Below are 20,307 nucleotides of genomic sequence, written 5' to 3' on the forward strand. Positions count from 1 at the left end.
GCGGGCCGTCCCCCGGCCGAGTCGCCCGAGGGGCCGACCGGGCCGTCCCCCGGCCGAGCCGCCCGAGGGGCCGACCGGGCCGTCCCCCGGCCGAGTCGCCCGACGGGCCGACGAGAACAACGTGGGACGCGTCACGGGGGTGCAGAACGCGTCCAGGGTTGTTCTCGTCACGTGTTGCGGGTCAGCGGGGGCGGGGCTTGCGTGCGCGGGGGGCGGCGGTGCCCTTGGCCGACGGCTTGCGACCCGACCCGCCCTTGCCCGTCGCGCCCGTGCCGGACCCGCCCTTGCCCGTCGATCCCTTGCCGGACCCGCCCTTGCCCGTCGCGCCCGTGCCGGATCCCTTGCCGCGGGCCTTCGGCGGAGTCGCCTCCGCAGCCGGGGCGCCGCGGCCGCGCGACGAGGTCGCGGTGCGACCGCGCACGATGCCGATGAACTCCTCGGTCAGGTCGTCGTACCGGTCGGTGACCCACGCCAGGCCGACGGCGGACCCGGGCGCGTCCCGCACGGTCCGCGCGACGAGCCCGCGGCGCTGGTGCAGGCGACCGAGCGACTGCGGCAGGACGAGCACCCCGACCCCGGCGGCGACGAGCTCGACCGCGTCGGTGGTCATCGGGACGGGGTCGCCGGCGAAGCGGGCGCCGGGCGCGTCGGCCCAGTGCAGCTGGTCGTCGAGGGGCACGACGAGCAGCTCGTCCTCAAGGTCCGCTGCGTCGATCTCCTCGACCACGCTGAACACGTGGTCCTTGGGCACCACGACGACCGTGGACTCGGTGTACAGCGGGATGGTCGACAGGTCGTCATCGGTCACGGGCAGCCGGACCAGGGCCACGTCGGCACGGCCCGATCGCAGGACGGTCACGGCCTCGTCGGGCTGCGCGTGCACCAGCTCGACCGGGACGTCCGTCAGCCGCTCCTGCCAGACGCGCAGCCAGCGGTCGGGGTTGACGCCGGGGACGAGCAGGATGCGGAACGTCATCGGATCCTCCGGAACACCAGGTCGTGGACCTCGTGGCCCAGGTCGAGGCCGCGCTGCTCGAACTTGGTGACCGGCCGGTGCGGCGGACGCGGGACGAACGCGTCCACGGTGTTCTCGAGGGACGGGTCGGCCGCGAGCACGGCGAGCATCGCGTCGGCGTACTCGGCCCAGTCGGTGGCGCAGTGCAGGGTGCCGCCGAGCCGCAGCCGCGACCGCAGGAGCGCGACGTGCGACGGCTGCACCAGGCGGCGCTTGTGGTGGCGGGCCTTGGGCCACGGGTCGGGGAAGAACACGTGCACGGCGTCGAGCGACTCCTCGGCTACGGCGGTCCGCACGAGGTCCAGCGCGTCGCCGTGGGCCACCCGGACGTTGGTGAGCCCCGCGCGGTCGACCAGGCCGAGGAGGTTCGCGACGCCGGGCAGGTGCGCCTCGACCGCCAGGTAGTCCCGCGCGGGATCGGCGGCGGCCATCGCGGTCGTCGTCTCGCCCATGCCCGACCCGATCTCCAGCACCACCGGAGCCGACCGCCCGAAGAGCGCGACCGTGTCCAGGGAGCCGTCGGGCGCCACTGGCATCGGCGAGCCCGCGTCGTGCACCGAGAACCCGAGCCGCGGCCACAGGTGCCGCAGGGCGTCCTCGCGCTCGGGGCCCAGGGGAGCGCGACGCGGGTGGAACGTGCGCAGCGGCTCGTGCGGCCGCGACGCCACGTGCCGGAACGCGTCGGACGGGAGGGTCACGAGGGTCCAGCCTAGGCGTCGGCCGTCGGCCCCATCAGCGCGAAGACCTCGCCGAACGGCCCGGCCACGATAGCCATCCGCCCGAACGCGGAGTCCGTCGGCGGGCTGACCACCGTGCCGCCCAGCTCGGTGACACGCGCGGCCGACGCGTCGGTGTCGGTCACGCCGAAGTACAGGGTCCACGCGGCGGGCGCGTCGGCCCCGGCCTGGGCGCCGTAGCCGCCCACGCCGGCCACGGGTGCGCCGCCGACGGACACCGACGCATAGGTGAAGCCGGGCGCGCTCAGGTCCTCGACGTCGTAGGCGAACACCCGCTCGTAGAACGCGGCCGCGGCGGGCTGGTCGTGCACCATGACCTCGGACCAGACCACCGAGCCGGGCTCCTCGACCACGTCCCAGCCGGTGTGCGAGCCGGGCTGCCAGACCCCGAACACGGCCCCTGCGGTGTCGACGAAGATGCCCATGCTGCCGAGGTCCAGGATCGGCATCGGCGGCACGACCTGCTTTCCGCCGGCCTCGGCGATGGCGGCGGCGGTCGCGGGGAGGTCCTGGGTGGCGAGGTAGACGCACCAGGCGGGCGGGGGCGCGGGCTCCTCGTTCATGGGCTCGCCGAAGCCGACGACGCGGCGCCCGTCGGTGAACGCCTGCGTGTACGAGCCGACCTCGGGACCGCCGACCTCGAACTCCCAGCCGAACAGCGGACCGTAGAAGGCGCGTGCGGCGGCGACGTCCGGCACCGTGATGTCGGCCCACGCCGGGGTGCCGGTGGGCCATGCCTCGCGGTGGGTCGTCATGCGCTCACCCAACACCCCCGCCGCGCTGGCCGCACCCGGGCGACCAGCCAGAACGCGCTCTGTGGGGGGAGACATCACCCGGTGCCTGTGCTAGTCACGTCTCATGGCACCCTTCGCCGCGGGCGACCCCAGGGAACCGCCCGTCGCCGTGGTGTCCGCCGCGGGGTCGACGGAGGAGTCCCACGGCGAGAGCACGCTGACCGTCGTCGTCGCGTTCGGGGCCAACCTGCTCATCGCCGTCGCCAAGACGGTGGCCGCCGTGATGACGGGGGCGGCGTCGATGCTCGCGGAGGCCGCGCACTCGTGGGCCGACGCCGGGAACGAGGTGTTCCTGCTCATCGCGCAGCGGCGCGCCGCACGGCCCCCGGACCCGACGCACCCGCTCGGCTACGGCCGCGAGGTGTACGTGTGGTCGCTGTTCGCGGCGATCGGGCTGTTCGCGGTGGGCGCCGGGGTGTCGATCACGCACGGCATCCAGGAGCTGATCCACCCGGAGCCGGCCAGCGACTTCGTCATCGCGTACGTGGTGCTGGCGGTCTCGGCGGTGCTGGAGGGGATCTCGTTCGTGCAGGCGTCACGGCAGGTGAAGCGTGCCGCCGCCCGGCAGGACCGGGACGTGCTCGAGCACGTGCTCGAGACGTCGGACCCGACCGTGCGGGCGGTGTTCTTCGAGGACGCGGCGGCGCTCGTCGGCATCCTCATCGCCTTCGTCGGCATCGCGCTGCACCAGGTGACGGGCTCGCCTGTCCCGGACGCGGTGGGCTCGATCCTCGTCGGGGTGCTGCTGGCCGTGGTCGCGGTGGTGCTCATCGACCGCAACCGGCGGTTCCTCGTCGGCCAGGCGGTGGACCCGAGCCTGCAGGCCGCGGCCGTCCGGGCGCTGCTGGAGCTCCCCGAGGTCGACCGGGTCACCGAGCTCCGGCTCGAGTTCGTCGGCGCGCGGCAGATCTACCTGGTGGGTGCCGTCGACCTGGCGGGCAACATGGCCGAGGACGACGCGTCGCACGTGCTCGCGTCGCTGGAGCGGCGGATCTCGGCGACGCCCGCGGTGGTCGGCGCGACGCTCTCCCTGTCCGAGCCCCAGGACGCGGGCCTCTGACATGGCGACCGAGCAGGAGTTCCGGGTGCCGGTCCTGAGCCTGCTGCGGCTCGCCGTGCCCGCGGCGGTCGTCGGGATCGGCTGCGCGCTCACGCTCTTCGCGCTCAGCTGGCTGGCCAAGCTGCTCGAGGGCTGGATCTGGGACGACCTGAGCGCGGCGCTCGGCGTGGACTCCAACTCCGCGCTCTGGATCATCGGGGTGCTCACCGCGATCGGTCTGCTCATCGGGCTCGTCATCCGCTACGTGCCGGGGCACGCGGGTCCGGACCCGGCCACGCAGGAGCTGGTCGCCGCGCCTCTGGGCCTGCGGGTGCTGCCGGGGCTGGCGCTCGCCCTGGTCCTCATGCTCGCGGGCGGGGTGAGCCTCGGGCCGGAGAACCCGATCATCGGGATCAACGTGGGACTGGCGGTGGCTCTCGGGCTGCGCTTCCTGCCGAAGGTCAAGACCACCATGTGGCTGGCCATCGCGGTGTCCGGCACGATCGGCGCGATGTTCGGCACGCCCGTCGCGGCCGCGCTGCTGCTCTCGGAGCTGGATGCGGGCGACCGCCGCATCCCGCTGTGGGACCGGCTGTTCGCTCCTCTGGTCGCGGCGACCGCCGGGGCGCTCACCATGCTGCAGCTGGAGGACCTGGACCTGTCCGTCGACGTCCCCGCGTACACCTACGGCGGCCTGGAGGACCTCGGCTACGCGATCGTCATCGCCGTCGGCGCCGCCGCGGTCGGCCTGGTCGCCGTGTACCTCTTCGTGCCGATGCACCGCCTGTTCCTGCGGATCGGCCACCCGGTCCTCATGCTCACGGCCGGGGGTCTGCTGCTGGGCCTGCTCGGCGCGCTCGGCGGCGAGGTGACCCTGTTCAAGGGGCTGTCGCAGATGCAGGAGCTGCCCGGCCTGGCTGCCACCACGACCGCACTCGGCTTCCTGGCCCTGGCCGGCATCAAGCTGGCCGCGCTGCTGGTCGCCGCCACGTCCGGCTTCCGTGGCGGACGCATCTTCCCCGCGCTGTTCGTCGGCGTCGCGCTCGGGTTCGCCGTGCACTCCGCGTGGGACGCGGTGCCCCTGGCGCTCGCGGTCGGGGCGGCCGTGGTCGGCATCGTCGTCGCCGCCACCCGCAACGGCTGGCTGAGCCTGTTCATGGCGGTCGCGGTGGTGCCGCAGGTGTCGCTGCTGGTCGGGTTGGTGCTCGCCACGCTCGCAGCGTGGCTGGTGGTCACCAACCGCCCGCCGCTGATGGACCCGGTCAGCCCAGACGCGCGTCCAGGAACCTGAGCACCTCGGCGACGTACGTGTCGCGGGTGGGCCTGGGGGACAGCGCCAGGTCGTGGGTGCCGCCGGGGATCTCGACGTAGGTGACGTCCGGGCCGAGGTTGGGTGCTAGCCGCTTCATGTCCGCGACGTCCAGCACCGAGTCCGTGGTCAGCAGGGCGTCGTGCCAGACGTCGTCGGGGCCGGAGGCGTCGGAGGCCAGGACGAGGACCGGCACGTCGATGTCCAGGCCGCGGGCGACGCGCGCGTGGCCGCGCCGGATGGTCCGGGCGAACCCGGCGCGGGCCGGGAAGCCGTCGTGAGGCTTCCACGCGAGGTCGTACGACCACTCCCCGCCGGTGCCCTCGTGCAGGGCGCGCCCGTAGAACGGACCGATCTTGCCGACGACGACGTCCGGGGCGACCCTGCCGACGCCGTCGAGCACGGCGGTGAACACCGTGCGCTCGAACCACGAGCCGCGCAGGTCGAGCCACGGGCTGTTGAGCACTAGCGCGTCGATGAGGTGCTCGCCCCGGCGGGCGTCCGCCCACAGGGACGTGACCAGCCCGCCCATCGAGTGACCCAGCAGGACGACCTCGTCGTGGTCGGCGCGGATGATCCGGACGGCGGCGTCGATCTCCTCGGCGTACGCGCCCAGGTCGGTGACGTGGTTGGGCGGCCGACCGTCGCGGATCGAGCGCCCGAAGTCGCGCAGGTCGAGCGCGTAGACGTCGTAGCCGTGGGCCGCGAGCGCGTCACCGACGTGCGTGTGGAAGAAGTAGTCGACGAACCCGTGCACGTAGAGCAGGGCGCGTCGGCTGGGTGATCCGGTGCGGTGGACGAGGGTGGCGACGGGATCGGGGGTGCGGCCGTCGGGCCGCAGCGGCAGCGTCTGAGCAGTCCAGCCGGGCCCGAGCACGTCGTCGGTCATGGCGTGATCGTCGCACGAGCGAACCTGCCGAGGTGGCTTCCAGACTTGAGCGGAATAGACTCAACTCTGGCCGCGGTTGCGAAGAGCAGACTCGACACACAAGGAGGTCACGTGGACGACAAGTTCACCACCCGGTCCCAGGAGGCCCTGGGCGACGCCATCCAGCAGGCATCGGCCGCCGGCAACCCGCAGCTCGAGCCCGCACACGTGCTGAACGCGCTCCTGCAGCAGGAGGGCGGCGTCGCCAACGGCCTGCTCGACGCCGTCGGCGCGGACCGCGGTGCGCTCGGCCGGGCCGTCCGGGCCATGCTGGTGAACCTCCCGTCCAGCAGCGGCTCCACCGTCGCGCAGCCCTCGGCATCGCGCGCCACGTCGACCGCGCTGGAGGCGGCGTCCTCCGAGGCGCGCTCGCTCGGCGACGACTACATCTCCACCGAGCACCTGCTGCTCGGCCTCGCCACCGGCCAGTCCGGTGTGGCCGAAGCCCTGCGCGCGCAGGGCGCGTCCCGGGACGCGCTCGCGGCAGCGCTGCCCGCGGTCCGCGGTTCGGCGCGGGTCACGACGCCCAACCCCGAGGGCACGTACAAGGCGCTCGAGCAGTACGGCATGGACCTGACCCAGCGCGCCCGTGACGGCAAGCTCGACCCGGTGATCGGCCGCGACGCCGAGATCCGCCGCGTCGTGCAGGTGCTGTCGCGCCGCACCAAGAACAACCCCGTCCTCATCGGCGAGCCCGGCGTCGGCAAGACCGCCGTCGTCGAGGGGCTCGCCCAGCGCATCGTCGCCGGTGACGTGCCCGAGTCGCTCCGCGGCAAGAAGCTCGTGGCGCTCGACCTGGCCGCCATGGTGGCCGGCGCCAAGTACCGCGGCGAGTTCGAGGAGCGGCTCAAGGCCGTGCTGGCGGAGATCACCGGCTCGAACGGCGAGGTGATCACGTTCATCGACGAGCTGCACACGGTCGTCGGTGCGGGTGCCGGCTCCGAGGGCGCCATGGACGCGGGCAACATGCTCAAGCCCATGCTGGCCCGCGGCGAGCTGCGCCTGGTCGGTGCCACCACGCTCGACGAGTACCGCGAGCGCATCGAGAAGGACCCCGCGCTGGAGCGGCGGTTCCAGCAGGTGTTCGTCGGCGAGCCCTCGGTGGAGGACACCGTCGCCATCCTGCGCGGGCTCAAGGAGCGGTACGAAGCGCACCACAAGGTCACCATCGCCGACTCCGCCCTGGTCGCCGCGGCCGCCCTCTCCGACCGCTACATCACCGGCCGCCAGCTCCCCGACAAGGCCATCGACCTGGTCGACGAGGCCGCGTCCCGCCTGCGAATGGAGCTGGACTCGTCGCCGATCGAGATCGACGAGCTGCAGCGCGCCGTGACCCGGCTCGAGATGGAGGAGGTCGTGCTCAGCGAGTCCGACGACCCCGCCTCGGCGGACCGGCTGCAGCGCCTGCGGGCAGATCTGGCCGACCGGCGCGAGGACCTCGCGTCGCTGACCGCGCGGTGGGAGAAGGAGAAGGCCGGGCACAACCTGGTCGGCGACCTGAAGGCCCGGCTCGACGCCCTGCGCTCGGACGCGGAGCGGCTGCTGCGCGAGGGCGACCTGGCCGGTGCCGCGCGCATCCAGTACGGCGAGCTGCCCGCGCTCCAGGAGCAGATCGCTCTTGCCGAGGCGGACGAGGAGGCCGTCGACTCCCTGCCCGACTCGGCGCCGATGATCGCGGAGAAGGTCGGGCCCGACGAGGTCGCCGAGGTGGTCGCGCAGTGGACCGGCATCCCGGCCGGGCGGCTGCTCGAGGGCGAGACGGCCAAGCTCCTGCGCATGGAGGACGTGCTCGGGGAGCGGCTCATCGGGCAGCGCCCCGCGGTCGCCGCGGTGTCGGACGCTGTCCGCCGTGCGCGTGCGGGCGTGTCCGACCCCGACCGGCCGACGGGATCGTTCCTGTTCCTCGGGCCGACCGGCGTGGGCAAGACCGAGCTGGCCAAGGCGCTCGCAGACTTCCTGTTCGACGACGAGCGCGCCATGGTCCGCATCGACATGTCCGAGTACGCCGAGAAGCACTCGGTGGCCCGGCTCGTCGGCGCGCCCCCCGGGTACGTCGGGTACGAGGAGGGCGGGCAGCTGACCGAGGCCGTCCGCCGCCGGCCGTACTCGGTGGTCCTGCTCGACGAGGTGGAGAAGGCGCACCCCGAGGTGTTCGACGTGCTGCTGCAGGTGCTCGACGACGGGCGGCTCACCGACGGCCAGGGGCGCACGGTCGACTTCCGCAACGTGATCCTGGTGCTCACGTCGAACCTCGGCTCGCAGTTCCTGGTGGACCCTCTCCTGTCCGACGATCAGAAGCGCGAGGCGGTCATGTCCGCGGTGCGGACCGCGTTCAAGCCGGAGTTCCTCAACCGGCTCGACGACGTGGTCCTCTTCGACCCTCTCTCGCTGGACGAGCTCGGGCACATCGTGGAGCTCCAGGTGGCCGCTCTGGGCCGTCGTCTGAAGGACCGCCGGCTCACGCTCGAGGTCTCGCCGGCCGCGCGCGAGTGGCTGGCGATCGAGGGCTACGACCCCGCGTACGGCGCGCGGCCGCTGCGGCGACTGGTGCAGCGCGAGATCGGTGACCGGCTGGCCCGGCAGATCCTCGCGGGCGAGATCAAGGACGGCGACACGGTCCTCGTGGACCGCGGCGAGGCCGGGCTGGTGGTCGGGACCTGATCCGTCACCCGAGCCCGGCGATCCCCTGCGGCCCGGCGTCGACGAGCCGGCGCCCCGCGGCGAAGACGTCCCGGACGCCGGCCGGGAGGGCGAGGCGGTGGACGAAGCTGCCGTCGCGCCGGTCGAGGATGATCACGTAGGCGGTCCCGAAGCCGTCGCCGAGCGCCTCGACGAGCAGGATGTGCGCGCCGTCGGTCAGCAGCTCCCCGCGGTAGCTGCCGACCTGTCGCGGGAACGTCCACCGCACGTCGCCGGTCCGCGCGTCGAGCGCGACGATGTCGTCGAACCCCGCCACGTACACGACCCCCTCGATCACCAGGACCGACGGTCGGAAGGCGGGTGCGACGTCCACGTCTGCCTCCCAGCGCCGGGCGCCCGTCCTCGTGTCCCAGCCGTACAACTCCTGCCCTGTCGACACCTCCAAGCCCGGCACGCTGCCGTCGTCGACGCTGCGGTCGAGCAACGTCCCGTCCACCTCCACCGGCGGCTCGCCGGGCCGGTACACGGTGGTGACGGGGTCGTTGCGGCCGGGCTCCAGCCGCTGCAGCGTGAGCCAGCCCTGCTCGGTCCCCGCCCAGCCGTTGGTCGCGGCGTCGACCGGGATGCGCTCGCCCGTGGCAGAGAGCAGCATCGGGCCGTCGGCGGCGCTGGTGGCCACGAAGACGAGGCCGCCCACCCCGGCGACGTCCGGGGGCGGCGGGGTGGCTCCGGGCAGGGGTCCGGCGCCGCGGTACCGCCAGAGCTCCGCCCCGGTGAGCGGGTCGGTCGCCACGACGAGCAGGTGGTTCGCAGCGTCCACGGCGCCGGTCGCGACGAGGCCCGGGAGCACCGCCATCGAGCCGACGGGTTCGATCGCGCGGTCGACCAGCGTGTGCCCGTCCGCCAGGTCGAGCAGGCGCAGCCGCGACTGCGAGGCGACGCGGCCCGCCTCGCCCGTGCCGGCTCGACCCAGGTAGACGTCGGTGACCAGGCACACGACCTGCGTGGGGTCGGCGAGGTCCGCGCCCCAGGGCTGGCAGCGGGTGCGGCTGGTGTTCAGGGGGTCGACGAGGTCCGGGTCGGGGCCGCGGAGGTCGGTGGACCACCGTTCGGCCCCGGTCGCGAGGTCGACGGCCCGGTACGTCAGCGACCCGTCCGGGCCGACGACGACGCCGTGCACCGCGCCCTGCGCCACGAGCCCGTACGCGAGCGGGAGGTCGATCGGGTCGGAGCGCCACACGACGTCGACGCTGTCGCCCAGCGGGTCGATCGCGCCCGGCAGTGCGGCCACCCTCGCGTCGGCTGCCCGTTCGAGGGCCTCGCTCACCTGCTGAGCGCCGGCCAGCACGGCGACCGCCGCGACCGGGACCAGCAGCAAGAGCAGAACGCGGCGCGAGCGGTGGGCGGGCTCCGCGGACTGCGGCGGTTCGCGCTCGTCGTCCTCGACGAGCGCGACCGGGACGAGGGCGGCACCTCGCTCGTGTGAAGACTTCGTCACGCCAGGCGGTACGAAGTCTTCACGCGAGTGCCGGCTTCAGACGGTGAGGCCGTGCCCGAACCGGAACAGCGGGTCGGCCGTGTCGAACGGGACGTCCTCGCGGGACGCCTCGACGGCGGCCATCGACCGGGGCAGGTCGAACGGGAGCCTCCCGCGCGCGGCACCGCGGAGCGCGTCGAGCAGGGGACCGGCACCGGCGCCGAAGTTCACGACGACCGCCGCGGCCCCCTCCACCAGCGGCGTGAGGATCGCCGGCCGGTCGAGGTACACGTCGAGGATGGTCGGCACCTGCGCGCAGATCGCGGCGATGCGCGCGACCTCCGACTCGGGGAAGTCGAGCGAGCCGGCGTGGAAGAACGACTCGAACCCGGGACCGCGCTGCTCGTACGGCGCCTGCAGCCGCAGGATCGCGACGTCGGCATCGGCGGGGTCGTCCACCGTGCCCTCGAACCCCTCGGCGTAGATCCGCAGTCCGGGGGCCAGCGGCAGGATGCCGTCGTTGGTCAGGACGGTCACCGCCGCGGCCTGGGCTGCGATGCCGGCGGCGCGGAACTCGTCGGAACCGACGATCCGGGATGCCGCGTCGACGTCGACGTAACGACGCTCGTCGAAGAGCCCGAGCAGGAACTTCTCCCGCAGGAGCCGCCGGACGGACGCGTCGACCCGCGCCTCGGTGATCCGGCCGCTGCGCACGAGCGACACGACGACCTCCGGGCACGCCTCGCCGCCCAGCTGGTCGGCGCCGGCATCGAGGATGAGAGCGACGCGGTCCTCGACCGACAGGTGCTCGACCCCCCACGCCCGCGCGGGGAACGGCTGCCCGAACACCTCGGCGTCGGTCACCAGGCCCCAGTCGGTGCAGATGATCCCGTCGAAGCCGAGCTCGTCGCGGAGCAGGTCGAGCACCGGCTTGTTGAACCCGAAGCCGACCTCGGGGATGCCCTCCAACCCGACCGGCATCCCGTAGTACGGCATCATCTGCCGCGTCCCGGCCGCCAGGAGCGCCTTGAACGGCTCCAGGTGCTCGGCGAACCGGCCCCCGGGGTACACCTGCTCGCGGCCGTAGGCGAAGTGGGGATCCTCGCCGTCCTTCTGCGGACCTCCGCCGGGGAAGTGCTTGGTCATCGTCGAGACGCTTTCGACCCCGAAGTCGGGCCCCTGGAACCCCCGCACGTACGCGGCGCCCATGCGGCCGGTCAGGTCGGCGTCCTCCCCGAACGTGCCGTTGGCGCGCGCCCAGCGAGGCTCGGTGGCCAGGTCGACCTGCGGGTGCAGCGCGGTCCGCAGTCCGACCGCGAGGTACTCCTGACGGGCGATGTCCGCGTGCCGCTCCGTGAGCGCCTCGTCGCGCGTCGCCGCCAGCCCGAGCGTCTCGGGCCACTGCGAGAACGGGCCGGAGAGCAGGGCCGTGCCCGGGTTGTCGGTGAACGCGTGCCGGGGGTCGGTCGCGATCGTGGCGGGGATGCCGAGCCGCGTCTCCTGCGCCAGGGCCTGGAGGCGGTTGTGCCACTCGGCGATCTGGCGGGCGTCGCCGGGGACGCCCAGCAGGTTCCAGTGCGTCATGTGCTTGCCGAGGACGTACTCCTTGGCGGACGGCAGGCCGAAGACGGCGTCGCTCTCGTCCAGCGGTCCGGCGGTGATCATGTGCTGGAACAGCTGGCCGGCCTTCTCCTCGAGCGTCATCCGGCCGAGCAGGTCCTCGACGCGCTCGTCGACGGGCCGCGTCGGGTCCTCGTACTCCCGCATCAGCGGACGCCCTTGATCTTGTAGACCAGCGCGGCGCCGGCCAGCGCGACGAGCGCGCCGAACAGGTACCAGGTGGGGTACTGCCCGATGGGCAGGTGGGCGCCGACCGCCAGGATGGCGGGGGCCATCGCGGGCGCCAGCGACTGCGGCAGCGCGTTGGCGATGTTGAGGACACCGAGGTCCTTGGCGGTGTCGTCCTTGCTGGGCAGCACCTGCGTGGCCAGCGCGATGTCGACGGAGAAGAACGCGCCCGCGCCGAGCCCGATGATGGCCTGCCCGACCACGACCAGCGCGATCGACGGAGCGAACGCGAGCACCACGAGGCCGACGGCCATGATCGCGCCGGCGGCGGCGACGAACGGGCGACGCTTGCCGAACCGGTCGGACAGGATGCCGCCGATGGGGCTGGAGATGACCATGCCGATCACCGACGCGAACGTGGCGGTGAGAATGACGCCGGTGGCGTCCTGCTCGGACAGCTCGAACCGGCCGATCAGGTAGTACGGCAGGAACGTGGCGATGCCCGCGTAGCCGAACATCACCATGAACTTGGTCAGCCAGGTCCAGCCGAAGTCCGGGTGCTTGCGGGGGTTGAAGACGAACGACCCGAAGAACTGCCCGGCGGTGAACTTCTGCGCGGGCGCCTCGTACAGGCGGCGGTCGCGCAGGACGGCGGCGAGCAGGAGCGAGAAGAGCAGGCCGAGGGCGGCCGGGACCAGGAACCGGGTGACGTCGGCGGAGATCCGGTTGACGATCACGCTGCCGAGCAGGATGGCCAGCGGCAACGCCATGCCGACCAGGCCGGACACCTTGCCGCGGCGCTCGACCGGCACCTGGTCCGGGATGGTCGCGTTGGCGGCGGCGAGCACCGCGTTGAACCCGGYCTGCGCCACGCACCAGCCGACCAGCACGAGCGCGACGGACTGCGCGGTGCCGACCACGACGAGGGCCGCGGTGCCGACGATCGCGCCGCCGATGATCCACGGGCGACGCATGCCGAGGCGGCTGGTGGTGCGGTCGGACAGGCGGCCGGCCAGCGGGTTGCAGATGAGGGCGAACAGCGCGCCGACACCCATGACCATGCCGAGCGTGGCCGGCGCCGCCTCGCTGCCGACGAGGTGGTCGATCTTGAACGCCATCGACACCATCACCGGCGTGAGCAGCGCGACGTAGACGCCGAGGTTGGCGAGGCTGAGGGCGGGCAGGTAGCTGCGCGGCTCGCGCGCGGTGGTGCTCGGTGCCGGGGGTGCCGCGCTCGTGAGCGGGGCCGGGGGCTGGGAGAGGGCCATGTCGACTCCTGTGTCGGACAGCGGGTCGGACCGTCTTTGAATCCCGACCGCGTGGTAAGTGGGAAGTTACCACGCGGTCGGGATTGGTGGAAGGCCGTGGTTACCATCTGGTCGGAATTGGCTCCCTCGTGGCATCCTGGGCCCATGACGACCGAGGTCACGACCGCAGCGACGCAGTCCGCAGCTCCTCCGGCGTCAGGCTCCCGCGCGGCCGGCTACGCCAAGGGCCGTGCCACGCGCGAGGAGATCCTCGACGCGGCCATGCAGCTGTTCGGCGAGGTGGGGTACCACACGGCGTCCCTGCGCGAGGTGGCCTCGCGTGTCGGCATCTCCCACCCGGGTCTGCTGCACCACTTCTCGAGCAAGGCCGTACTGCTCGCGGCGGTCCTCGCGCGGCGGGACGAGGTGGACGAGGCGCTCTTCCGGGCCGACCTCGACGCGGGCCACGACTACTTCGCCGGCCTGGCGCGACTCATCGAGCGCAACGCCGCGCGCCCCGGGATCGTCGAGCTGTTCGCGACGCTCTCCGCGGAGGCCACCGCCCCCGACCATCCCGCGCACGAGTACTTCCAGGACCGCTACCGCGCCGTCCTCACCCTGACGACGGCGGAGTTCGAGCGGTGGCGCGACGAAGGACGCCTTCGCGCCGGCATCGATCCGCTCGCCGCTGCCCGTCTCACGGTCGCGGTGATGGATGGCATGCAGATCCAGTGGCTGCTCGCGGCCGACACCCCGGACGACCGCCCGGACATGGCGGAGGCCCTGCGGGCGCAGTTCGCGGCGCTCCTGACCGACTGACCGGTGCGAGTTCGTGCGTTCGCGCCGACTTCTTGAGCTGCAGCTCCCGAACTCGACGCGAACTCACGAGCTCGGCGACCGGGTGGACGTCACATGTCCGCCGGGTCGACGCCGTCTACGAGGTCGGACCAGAACGGGACCCGGAGCGAGGCGTCCGGCAGAGGGACGGGCGACGACCGACCGAGGAGCTCGCGTTCCAGGTAGTCCGCCAGGTCGCAGCCGTAGGAGATGACGTCGGTCTGGTAGATCGAGAAGACGGGCGTTCCCGGCGCCGCGGGACCGCTCGGCAGGTAGCGGTGCGCGTACACGGGGACCATCGTCGGGACCGCTGCGAGGTGCCGACGGGCCTCGGCCTCGAGGTCGTCGGTAGGCCGCGGACCCCACGACGCCGGCCAGAACTCGTTCTGGAGCACGTCGACCACCACGCCGTCGACGGGCCACGCGAGCTGCTTCTGGAGTGCCTCCGCGTCCTCGTCGAGCCAGTCCGGCCAGCGGTCACCGACCGGCACGGCGAGCGTCAGAAGCTCGCGGTGGTCGGCGCAGAACGTGAACCCGAACCGCCGCTCGACGTCCGCGAGCTCGTCGGCGCTCAGCCCGGGGTCCAGCCAGACCCCGGCCGAGTCGAGCCGGGCCAGCACGAGGTCCAGGTCCATCGCACGAGTGTCCCAGCCGCGAGAACGGCAGCGTGACGTGCCGTTCTCGCGGCGGTGGGCGTCAGCCCGCGGCGACCTTCGCCACCAGGGTGTCCAGCGTCTCGCGGTCGAAGCCCGAGAGGCCGAAGTCGGCGATCACCTTGGCGGGCATCTGCTGGATCATCGCCTGCATCGTCTCRTCGAGCGGGCCCATGTCGGCCGGCGGCACCAGGGCGGCCTGCAGCAGCGGACCGCCGACCGGGTGCGCGAGCCACTCCTCGATCGTGGACATCGGCGTGAGCTCGCCCCACAGCGGCTCGCCCTCGATCTCCAGCGACACCGCACCGCGCAGGTCACGGGACGACGCACCGACCTCGATGACGAACTCGCCGCCCTCGAGCACCCAGCGGTGCAGGCCGGGGTGCCAGTAGGACAGGTCGCGGGCGCCCAGCGTGAACGACACCGCGCGGGACTCGCCGGGCTCGAGCGCCACCTTGGCGAAGGCCTTGAGCTCGCGCGTCGGGCGCAGCACGGAGGCGTGCGGGTCGCGGACGTAGACCTGGACCACCTCGGCGCCGGCGACCGACCCGGTGTTGGTGATCGTGGCGGTCACGGTGATGTCGGTGCCGTCCGCGGTCGCCGCCACGTCGGAGTAGCCGAACGTCGTGTACGACAGGCCGTGGCCGAACGGGTAGGCGACGTCCATCGCGCGGGTGTCGTACCAGCGGTAGCCCACCAGCACGCCCTCGCCGTACCGGACGACACCGGCCTCGCCGGGGAAGTTCCCGAACGCGGGGGTGTCCTCGATCCGGTGCGGGATGGTCTCGGTGAGCCGGCCGGACGGGGTGCGGACGCCGAGCAGCAGGTCCGCGACGGCCGACCCGCCCGCCTGTCCGCCGAGCCAGGTCTCCAGGATCGCCGGGGCGAGGTCGCGCCAGTCGGTCACGCTCACCGCGGAGCCGTTGGCGAGCACGACGACGACCCGGGGGTTGACCTCGGCCACGGCCCGGAGCAGGGCCACCTGGTTGTCGGGGAGCCCGAGGCGGGGGCGGTCGTAGCCCTCGGACTCGTCAGGCCCAGGCAGGCCGAGGAACGCGACGACGGTCTCCGCGGAGCGCGCCACCTCCACGGCCCCGGCGAGCAGGGCAGCGTCGTCACCGTCCGGGCCGCCCGCGATGGTGAAGCCGGGGGCGAACTCGAGCTCACCGGCCTCCCGCAGCGCGTCCAGCGGGGCGTCGAGCCGAGTCGGGTTCACCTGCGACGAGCCGGCGCCCTGGTAGCGGGGGGTGCGGGCGAACTCGCCGATGACCGCGACGCCCTCGGTCGAGGCCAGCGGCAGCAGCCCGCCGTCGTTCTTCAGCAGCACGGATCCGGCGGCCGCGGCCTCGCGGGCCAGCTCGTGGTGCGCGTCGACGTCGAACGAGTCGTCCGCCTCGACGCCGGGCAGCGACCGGGCGATCAGGCGGAGCACCCGGCGCGCGGCGACGTCGAGCACGGCCTCGTCCAGCGAGCCGTCGCGGACGGCGGCCACGACCTCCTCGTCGGGACGCGGGCCGGCGGCGGGCATCTGCAGGTCCAGGCCGGCGACGAGCGCGGGCACGCGGTCGTGCACGGCGCCCCAGTCGGAGACGACGAGCCCCTCGAACGCCCACTCGTCGCGCAGCAGCTCGGTGAGCAGCCAGTGGTTCTCGGAGGCGTACGTGCCGTTGACCTTGTTGTACGCGCACATCACGGTCCACGGCTGCGCGTTCGTCACCACGCGCTCGAAGGCCGGCAGGTAGATCTCGCGCAGCGTGCGCTCGTCGACCTCGGCGGACACGCGCATGCGGTCCGACTCCTGGTTGTTGGCCGCGAAGTGCTTGAGCGACGTGCCGACGCCCTGGCTCTGGATGCCGCGAACGATCGCGGTGCCCAGCTCACCGGCGACCACCGGGTCCTCCGAGACGTACTCGAAGTTGCGACCGCAGAGAGGTGTCCGCTTGATGTTCACGCCGGGGCCCAGCAGCACCGCGACGTCGTTGGCGCGCGTCTCGCGGCCGAGAGCCTCGCCGACACGGGTGACCAGCTCGACGTCCCACGACGAGCCGAGGGCGGCTGCGGTCGGGAAGCACGTGGCCGGGACGGAGTTGCCGAGCCCGAGGTGGTCGGCCTCCTCGGGCTGCTTGCGCAGGCCGTGCGGGCCGTCGGTGACCATGACCGCCGGGACGCCTGCGCGCTCGACGCCCTGCGTGTGCCAGAAGTCGGAGCCGGACGTCAGGGACGCCTTCTCCTCCAGGGTCAGCTGAGCCAGGACACGTTCGACGTCGAAGACCTGCGTCATCGCGGGGTACCTCCTCGTTGGGGTTCGTTCCCGCTACCCTACCCGATTCCCTACCACGTGGTAAGTGTCCGTGGATCAGGCCAACGCGGCGGTGACGTCGTGCAGCTGCCGAACCCGCCGAGCGGTGCGACGACGTCCCGGTGCCACCGTGTCGAAGTACTCCGAGCCGAACAGGGCGTCGACGCGGACGGTGCCCGTCCGGTGCAGCACCGGGTCGGGGACCTCCTGCGGGTCCGGGTGGACGTGCGCGGCGACGATCGCGTCGAACGTCTCGTCGAGGACCCGTGAGGTCGGGTCGAGCCCCGTCACGAGCAGCAGCCCCGTCGGGTTCGTGTCGAGGACGGTCAGGGTCAGGTCGGGGCGGTGCTCGGCCAGGATCTCCCGCACCCGGAAGACGTCACCGGTCCACGCCTGCGTGTGCCGATCGCGGGCGGCCTCGTCGGAGGTGCGCGGGAGGACGTCGTCGAAGATGACGACGCTCGACCACGTGCAGTGCCGCTCGATGTTGATGAAGTCACGCAGCGCGTACTCGGCCAGGTGCATGCCGTCGATGAACGCCAGGTCGATCGGCCCGCCGAGCCACACCTTCGGGTCCTCCCGCGCGAAGTAGTCGTCGCTCGTCGTCCGCCGCAGCTGGATGCGTCCGCTGAGCTCGGCGTTGATCTCGAACTCCGGGTCGATCCCGACGGCCGCGCACGACGCCTGCGCGAACGACCACCCGTTCCGCAGCCCCACCTCGAGGTAGGTCCGCGGTGCGAACCGTCGGTGGATGGCTGCGAGGACGTCGAGGTAGGGCGGCCGATCGTCGGTGGTCACGGGCCGAGTATGGCCCACGAGCAACGACCACGGCGATGGTGTGCGGGGGAGTCCGCAGCCTCAGGGAAGGGTCGCCGTGCCGTCGAGGAACGAGCCCGTGACCCCGCCGCCGTCCACGACCGCGAGGCACAGTCCCACCCGGTCGCCGTCCGCCCAGGAGCGTTCGGTCGGCGACCAGGTCACCGTCCGCACGCCGGCGGCGATCTCGTCCTCGTCGAGCACGCACGCCCGGGCCACGCGGGCGTCCGCCGCCTGCTGCCCGGGCCAGACGGCGTTCGACGCGAACGAGAACTCGGTGACCACCTGGGCCTCGTGCGGGTCGGCGCACGGGACCACCCGGACCGAGCCGACCCGGCCGTCCGCCGGGAGCGACGCGAGGCAGTTGCCCGTGACCAGCTGCTGGGCCCGGGCGTCGCGGGCTGCGGGCACGTCGGTCGGCAGCGGGCGGGTGGCCAGCGTGGTGAGCACGACGACGGTCACCCCGACGACCAGAGCCACCGTCCCGAGGATGCCGAGGACTGCCCCGGCGATCGCGAGGCCACGCCCACGCGTCTGCCGCGACGCGATGCGGCGCAGCGCGACGATCGCGAGCACGAGCGCCGCAGGACCGAGCCCGAGCACGCCCGTCACCAGCGACCAGACGGCCGTCGGTTCGAGCCGCGGACGCGGCGGTGCCCACCCGGGGGCGTAGTGCGGCTCCGGGTACTCGTACTGACTGGTGGGACTGCTCAGGAGGACGTCCCCGAGGCGGCGAGCTCGAGGGTGCCCGCGGTGGCCGATCCCGTCATGCCGGTCTCGTCGCCGTAGTACACGCAGTAGGCGGACGTGCTGCCGGCGGCGAAGTCGTCGGGGTGCGGGTAGTACAGCTCGATGCTGCCGTTCGAGAAGTAGTCGGGCAGGAGGCCCTCGGTCAGCTGGTCGCACTCGTCCCAGGCGTCGTTGTAGGCCGAGTCGAACTCGTCGTCGGCGTTCAGGCTCACCGGGCCGGTCATGGTGATCACTCCGACCACCTCGGCCTCGTGCGGGACGGCGCAGTCCACGGGCTCGGTGTCCGCCATGTCGTACTCCCACGAGTACGTGGTGAGGCAGGTGCCGGCCGCCAGGTCGGTGCGTAGGTCGAAGTCCGGGAGCTGGTCGGACCCCGAGTCCTCGGTGCCCTGGTCGTACCCCTCCTCGAAGCCCTGCCCGACCTCGTCCCAGAAGCCGCTGCCCGAGCTGCCGATCAGAGCGATGACGAACACGATGTACGCGACGATCGCGAGCATCGACAGGATGCCGACCGCGCCGATGATGATGCCCGCGATGGCCCATCCCCGCCCGGCCTTGCCGTTGACCCCGATGCGCCGGAGCGCGGCGATCCCGAGCCCGAGGCCGACAGGGCCGGGGAGGCCGCCGAAGAACAGGAGCCCGGCGGTGCTGGTGACGAACGACGCGATCGCCATGCCCTCGGTGGGGGGCGGGGCGTACGGCTGCCCGTACCCGTAGGGCTGCGCGCCGTACGGGGGAGGAGTCTGGGCGTAGCCGGGTGCGCCGTACTGAGGCGCTCCGTATTGCGGTGCTCCGCATTGCGGTGCTCCGTACTGCGGCGCTCCGTACTGGGGTGCTCCGTGCTGCGGCCCGCCGTAGGCCGGCGGTGCCCCGTAGGCGGGCGGGGCGTCGCCGGCTCCGGGCTGCTGGGCATACGGGTTCGCCGCTGGAGGGGTCGCGCCGTACGGGTAGGTCGGCGGCGTCTCGCCGACCGGCGTCCGCACCGCCTCGTACCCGCTCGGTGGGACGGCCTCGTAGCCGCTGGGCGGCACCGGGGCGGCGGGTGCCGGGTCGGGGGCGGCGTAGGGGTCGGGAACCGGAGCCGGCCCCCCGGGCTCGTTGCTCATGCGCGCAACCTAGCCCAACGGGAGCGTCCGGCGACCGCTGTTTCCGTCGACATCACCCGCACCAGGCCCGCCGTCAGCCGGCGATCTCGAGGATGACCGGGACGTGGTCGGACGGCGCCTTCCCCTTGCGCTCGTTGCGCTCGATGCTCACCCCGGTCACCCGCGCCGCCAGCGCCGGCGTCGCGTACGTGAGGTCGATGCGCATCCCCTCGTTCCGGGGGAACCGGAGCTGCTGGTAGTCCCAGTACGTGTAGGTGTGCTCGGCGGGCTGGTGGACGCGCGAGACCTCGGTGTACCCGGCCTCGGCGATGGCCGTGAACGCGTCCCGCTCGGCCGGGGACACGTGGGTGCGACCGGCGAAGAAGCCGATGTCCCAGACGTCGGTGTCCAGGGGTGCGATGTTCCAGTCGCCGACGAGGGCGACCTGCGCCTGCGCGTCCGCGGCGAGCCAGCCCTGAGCGGCGTCCCGCAGGCGGGCCAGCCAGTCGAGCTTGTACGCGAGGTGCGGGTCCTCGAGCTCGCGGCCGTTGGGCACGTACAGGCTCCACACCCGCACGCCGCCGCAGGTGGCACCGATCGCGCGGGCCTCGGCCGCCGCGGGGTCCCCCCACGTCGGCATCCCCGGAAACCCGACCTCGACGTCCTCGATGCCCACCTTCGAGACGATCGCGACGCCGTTCCACTGGCTGAACCCGGTGGTCGCCACCTGGTACCCGAGCGCCTCGAAGCCCTCGCGGGGGAACTGCTCGTCCTTGCACTTGGTCTCCTGCAGGGCCAGGACGTCGACGCCCGTCCGCTCGAGGAAGGCCAGCGCACGGTCGGTGCGGGCGCGGATCGAGTTGATGTTCCAGGTGGCCAGGCGCATGAGGCAG

The 20,307-nt window shown here is 73.0% G+C and carries 17 protein-coding genes; 4 read left to right on the forward strand and 13 right to left on the reverse strand.

All coding sequences use genetic code 11. From position 1 onward, the window contains the following. Positions 1 to 181: 181 nt before the first annotated feature. From AC1DXT_RS02610 to AC1DXT_RS02620, 3 genes are read right to left on the reverse strand one after another with little or no spacing between them, the layout of a single operon-like run. Positions 182 to 976: a LysR family substrate-binding domain-containing protein gene (locus tag AC1DXT_RS02610; protein ID WP_477059810.1), complete on the reverse strand. Its 795-nt coding sequence runs from the start codon at positions 974 to 976 to the stop codon at positions 182 to 184. Then, positions 973 to 1,713, reverse strand: a complete 741-nt coding sequence (trmB, locus tag AC1DXT_RS02615; RefSeq protein WP_477059811.1) for a tRNA (guanosine(46)-N7)-methyltransferase TrmB — start codon at positions 1,711 to 1,713, stop codon at positions 973 to 975. The genes AC1DXT_RS02610 and trmB overlap by 4 nt, the downstream gene beginning before the upstream one ends. 11 nt (positions 1,714 to 1,724) lie before the next feature. Further along, positions 1,725 to 2,507, reverse strand: coding sequence for a VOC family protein (locus AC1DXT_RS02620; protein ID WP_477059812.1), 783 nt, complete (start codon positions 2,505 to 2,507; stop codon positions 1,725 to 1,727). 103 nt (positions 2,508 to 2,610) lie between these two features. Here AC1DXT_RS02620 and AC1DXT_RS02625 point away from each other — a divergent pair, with 103 nt between their 5' ends. Continuing rightward, entirely contained in the window at positions 2,611 to 3,606 is a 996-nt protein-coding gene (locus AC1DXT_RS02625; protein ID WP_477059813.1) for a cation diffusion facilitator family transporter, read from the forward strand. Between the two features lies 1 nt (position 3,607). Further along, entirely contained in the window at positions 3,608 to 4,876 is a 1,269-nt protein-coding gene (locus tag AC1DXT_RS02630) for an ion channel protein (RefSeq protein WP_477059814.1), read from the forward strand. On the opposite strand, the gene AC1DXT_RS02635 is transcribed toward AC1DXT_RS02630, so the two are convergent. Next, positions 4,848 to 5,783: an alpha/beta hydrolase gene (locus AC1DXT_RS02635; RefSeq protein ID WP_477059815.1), complete on the reverse strand. Its 936-nt coding sequence runs from the start codon at positions 5,781 to 5,783 to the stop codon at positions 4,848 to 4,850. The genes AC1DXT_RS02630 and AC1DXT_RS02635 overlap by 29 nt on opposite strands. 111 nt (positions 5,784 to 5,894) lie before the next feature. Here AC1DXT_RS02635 and clpB point away from each other — a divergent pair, with 111 nt between their 5' ends. Beyond that, entirely contained in the window at positions 5,895 to 8,483 is a 2,589-nt protein-coding gene (gene clpB / locus AC1DXT_RS02640; protein ID WP_477059816.1) for an ATP-dependent chaperone ClpB, read from the forward strand. Between the two features lie 4 nt (positions 8,484 to 8,487). Here the strand turns inward: clpB and AC1DXT_RS02645 are convergent, their stop codons facing one another. Genes AC1DXT_RS02645 through AC1DXT_RS02655 form a run of 3 tightly spaced genes read right to left on the reverse strand, consistent with a single transcriptional unit; the run spans position 8,488 to position 12,995 of the window. Then, the gene (locus AC1DXT_RS02645) at positions 8,488 to 9,960 is read right to left on the reverse strand and encodes an outer membrane protein assembly factor BamB family protein (RefSeq protein ID WP_477059817.1); all 1,473 of its coding nucleotides are present in this window, start codon (positions 9,958 to 9,960) and stop codon (positions 8,488 to 8,490) included. 36 nt (positions 9,961 to 9,996) lie between these two features. Next, positions 9,997 to 11,706 carry a glycoside hydrolase family 3 protein gene (locus AC1DXT_RS02650; protein WP_477059818.1) on the reverse strand — a complete coding sequence of 570 codons (1,710 nt, stop codon included), beginning with the start codon at positions 11,704 to 11,706 and terminating at the stop codon, positions 9,997 to 9,999. Further along, positions 11,706 to 12,995: an MFS transporter gene (locus AC1DXT_RS02655; protein ID WP_477059819.1), complete on the reverse strand. Its 1,290-nt coding sequence runs from the start codon at positions 12,993 to 12,995 to the stop codon at positions 11,706 to 11,708. Before AC1DXT_RS02655 ends, AC1DXT_RS02650 begins: the two co-directional genes overlap by 1 nt. A gap of 144 nt (positions 12,996 to 13,139) precedes the next feature. Here AC1DXT_RS02655 and AC1DXT_RS02660 point away from each other — a divergent pair, with 144 nt between their 5' ends. Beyond that, entirely contained in the window at positions 13,140 to 13,793 is a 654-nt protein-coding gene (locus AC1DXT_RS02660) for a TetR/AcrR family transcriptional regulator (protein WP_477059820.1), read from the forward strand. An 89-nt stretch (positions 13,794 to 13,882) separates the two neighbouring features. Here AC1DXT_RS02660 and AC1DXT_RS02665 read toward each other — a convergent pair whose 3' ends face one another. From AC1DXT_RS02665 to AC1DXT_RS02690, 6 genes are all read right to left on the reverse strand, one after another. Beyond that, positions 13,883 to 14,446 (reverse strand): hypothetical protein, encoded by a 564-nt coding sequence (locus tag AC1DXT_RS02665; RefSeq protein WP_477059821.1) that lies wholly within the window; start codon positions 14,444 to 14,446, stop codon positions 13,883 to 13,885. A 61-nt stretch (positions 14,447 to 14,507) separates the two neighbouring features. Further along, the gene (locus AC1DXT_RS02670) at positions 14,508 to 16,745 is read right to left on the reverse strand and encodes an aryl-beta-d-glycosidase (RefSeq protein ID WP_477059822.1); all 2,238 of its coding nucleotides are present in this window, start codon (positions 16,743 to 16,745) and stop codon (positions 14,508 to 14,510) included. A 75-nt stretch (positions 16,746 to 16,820) separates the two neighbouring features. Next, positions 16,821 to 17,561: a class I SAM-dependent methyltransferase gene (locus AC1DXT_RS02675; RefSeq protein ID WP_477059823.1), complete on the reverse strand. Its 741-nt coding sequence runs from the start codon at positions 17,559 to 17,561 to the stop codon at positions 16,821 to 16,823. Between the two features lie 60 nt (positions 17,562 to 17,621). Further along, positions 17,622 to 18,194, reverse strand: a complete 573-nt coding sequence (locus AC1DXT_RS02680) for a DUF4190 domain-containing protein (protein ID WP_477060801.1) — start codon at positions 18,192 to 18,194, stop codon at positions 17,622 to 17,624. Positions 18,195 to 18,289: 95 nt separating this feature from the next. Beyond that, complete coding sequence (locus AC1DXT_RS02685) at positions 18,290 to 19,435, reverse strand: DUF4190 domain-containing protein (protein ID WP_477059824.1); 1,146 nt, start codon at positions 19,433 to 19,435, stop codon at positions 18,290 to 18,292. A gap of 73 nt (positions 19,436 to 19,508) precedes the next feature. Further along, entirely contained in the window at positions 19,509 to 20,300 is a 792-nt protein-coding gene (locus AC1DXT_RS02690) for an exodeoxyribonuclease III (RefSeq protein ID WP_477059825.1), read from the reverse strand. Between the last annotated feature and the right edge of the window lie 7 nt (positions 20,301 to 20,307).

The organism is Cellulomonas sp. P1_G12_2 (genome assembly GCF_056405535.1).

Excerpts from the sequence above, each read along its gene's own strand:
- AC1DXT_RS02630 (WP_477059814.1), top strand. The coding sequence starts at position 3,608 with ATGGCGACCGAGCAGGAGTTCCGGGTGCCGGTCCTGAGCCTGCTGCGG.
- AC1DXT_RS02690 (WP_477059825.1), bottom strand. The coding sequence starts at position 20,300 with ATGCGCCTGGCCACCTGGAACATCAACTCGATCCGCGCCCGCACCGAC.
- AC1DXT_RS02625 (WP_477059813.1), top strand. The coding sequence starts at position 2,611 with ATGGCACCCTTCGCCGCGGGCGACCCCAGGGAACCGCCCGTCGCCGTG.
- AC1DXT_RS02650 (WP_477059818.1), bottom strand. The coding sequence starts at position 11,706 with ATGCGGGAGTACGAGGACCCGACGCGGCCCGTCGACGAGCGCGTCGAG.
- AC1DXT_RS02660 (WP_477059820.1), top strand. The coding sequence starts at position 13,140 with ATGACGACCGAGGTCACGACCGCAGCGACGCAGTCCGCAGCTCCTCCG.
- AC1DXT_RS02610 (WP_477059810.1), bottom strand. The coding sequence starts at position 976 with ATGACGTTCCGCATCCTGCTCGTCCCCGGCGTCAACCCCGACCGCTGG.
- AC1DXT_RS02620 (WP_477059812.1), bottom strand. The coding sequence starts at position 2,507 with ATGACGACCCACCGCGAGGCATGGCCCACCGGCACCCCGGCGTGGGCC.
- AC1DXT_RS02685 (WP_477059824.1), bottom strand. The coding sequence starts at position 19,435 with ATGAGCAACGAGCCCGGGGGGCCGGCTCCGGTTCCCGACCCCTACGCC.
- AC1DXT_RS02635 (WP_477059815.1), bottom strand. The coding sequence starts at position 5,783 with ATGACCGACGACGTGCTCGGGCCCGGCTGGACTGCTCAGACGCTGCCG.
- AC1DXT_RS02665 (WP_477059821.1), bottom strand. The coding sequence starts at position 14,446 with ATGGACCTGGACCTCGTGCTGGCCCGGCTCGACTCGGCCGGGGTCTGG.